This window comes from Moorena sp. SIO4A1, from assembly GCF_010672065.1.
GTDB lineage: Bacteria > Cyanobacteriota > Cyanobacteriia > Cyanobacteriales > Coleofasciculaceae > Moorena.
This window is the reverse complement of sequence record NZ_JAAHHX010000659.1, coordinates 1-1,530: the sequence shown is the minus strand read 5'-3', so window position 1 is coordinate 1,530 and position 1,530 is coordinate 1. Positions and strand designations below refer to the sequence as shown.

At 41.4% G+C, this 1,530-nt stretch carries 3 protein-coding genes; all 3 read right to left on the bottom strand.

Annotated elements, in window-relative coordinates; translation table 11 throughout:
- Positions 1 to 133: 133 nt before the first annotated feature.
- On the bottom strand, positions 134 to 721 hold the full coding sequence (locus tag F6K53_RS41660) for an IS630 family transposase (RefSeq protein WP_293086269.1): 588 nt from the start codon (positions 719 to 721) through the stop codon (positions 134 to 136).
- A complete protein-coding gene (locus tag F6K53_RS41655) occupies positions 718 to 1,149 on the bottom strand; it encodes a helix-turn-helix domain-containing protein (protein ID WP_293069110.1) in 432 nt (143 codons plus the stop codon). The genes F6K53_RS41660 and F6K53_RS41655 overlap by 4 nt, the downstream gene beginning before the upstream one ends.
- A gap of 76 nt (positions 1,150 to 1,225) precedes the next feature.
- Positions 1,226 to 1,363 carry a hypothetical protein gene (locus F6K53_RS41650; RefSeq protein WP_293062628.1) on the bottom strand — a complete coding sequence of 46 codons (138 nt, stop codon included), beginning with the start codon at positions 1,361 to 1,363 and terminating at the stop codon, positions 1,226 to 1,228.
- Between the last annotated feature and the right edge of the window lie 167 nt (positions 1,364 to 1,530).

Below are 1,530 nucleotides of genomic sequence, written 5' to 3'. Positions count from 1 at the left end.
AAGCCTACCAATACTGTAACATAAATCCCTATCCTTTTTTTCTTTGATAGGTAAAAATTAACTTGATTTAAAAATACTTTAAAAAAGCGATGCAGCGCTATGTAAAAAGCGTAAGTATTCAGCTATACTACTCCTAAATGATAATAGAGAAAGCCTCATAAGTGCCTAAATTAGGCATAGTAAATAATCGATATTCAATAAATAATTCAAATAATTTCTTAGTGAGCTTGAAAGATTGACATCGTTGATGCATCTGTTGTAACAGCTTTTTAGCCTGCCCCCAAATGTTCTCAATTGGATTTTCTGATGGTGCATAAGGAGCAAAGCGTAGACAGTGAACATTCCACTGTTTATCAGTATTAACTTCTGCAAGAAAATTACGAAACTCCTGGGAACGGTGATAACTGGCTCCATCCCAAACTAAAACAATCTGTGCCCCTTCACTTCGCCTTTGCAGATGTTTGATGAAATCAATTGTTGACGAACTGTTAGCTGTTTTATAAGCACTGAGTATAACTTCTCCACTGACACAGTCTAATGCCCCATAGTAAGTCTGAGAATCACGATAATTGTCTAGATCTACCTCTCGTCTTTCTTTACGATCCCCCCACCCATAACCACAAATATCCCCTGCACAAACATGACATTCATCTAAAGAGAAGACCCTAATTTTTCCCTTTTGGATTTCTTGGTGATTATGTTCGAGCCAATCACTAATCATTTGGTTGTGCTCATCGACCACAGACTTATCATACTTGGGACTTTTTTTTTCCCCTGATGCCAACTCATTCCCGCACTCTTAAGTAAGTCGTAATAGCTTTGCAAAGACCGATATACAACTCCATAAACTTGTTCAACATGGTCAACTAATTCCCAAAGATTTCTTTGTGTTTCTTGTTTAATCCAGTCTATGACAGCTTGACGTTGTGAATGACTCAAGTAACCTGAGCTACCTTTATGCCGTAACCTCAGACCAGAACATCCTTCCTCTCGATAGCGTTTTTCCCAACGACTAATATAGCTCGATTGAACTCCCAACACTGCTTGGATTTCTCGGTGCTTGAGTCCTTGAATTCGCATTTTCACGGCTATTGCTCGCTTTAGCTCTCTAGGGTCTCGATTGCTAGCTATAAATTCTTCCAGAGTCATGAGAACATGGTGGTAAATTTATATTCCATGATATCTCATTTTTCTTCAAAATCATTTAGGATTGGTATATCAGCTCTCAGCTATCAGCTCTCAGCTTTTGAATAAGCGATGCAGCGCGGTCTTGGGGAGGCAGTGCGGTCTTGGGGGTTCCCCCCATGACCGCACTGCCGTGGTTTCCCCCATGAGCGACTGCATCAAGACAACAAGTAAGCATTGGTTTAATCTGAGTGAAGTCCCAGCGTAGAAGCCTGTGCCAAAAAGCTGAACGCGCACGCGTGAGCCTTTAGCTCACGGCTGACGGCTGACGGCTGTTCGCGTAGCGTGCGCGTAGCGCATATGCTTACTAAAAAGCTTTTTAATTCCCTGTTCCCTGTTCCCTGT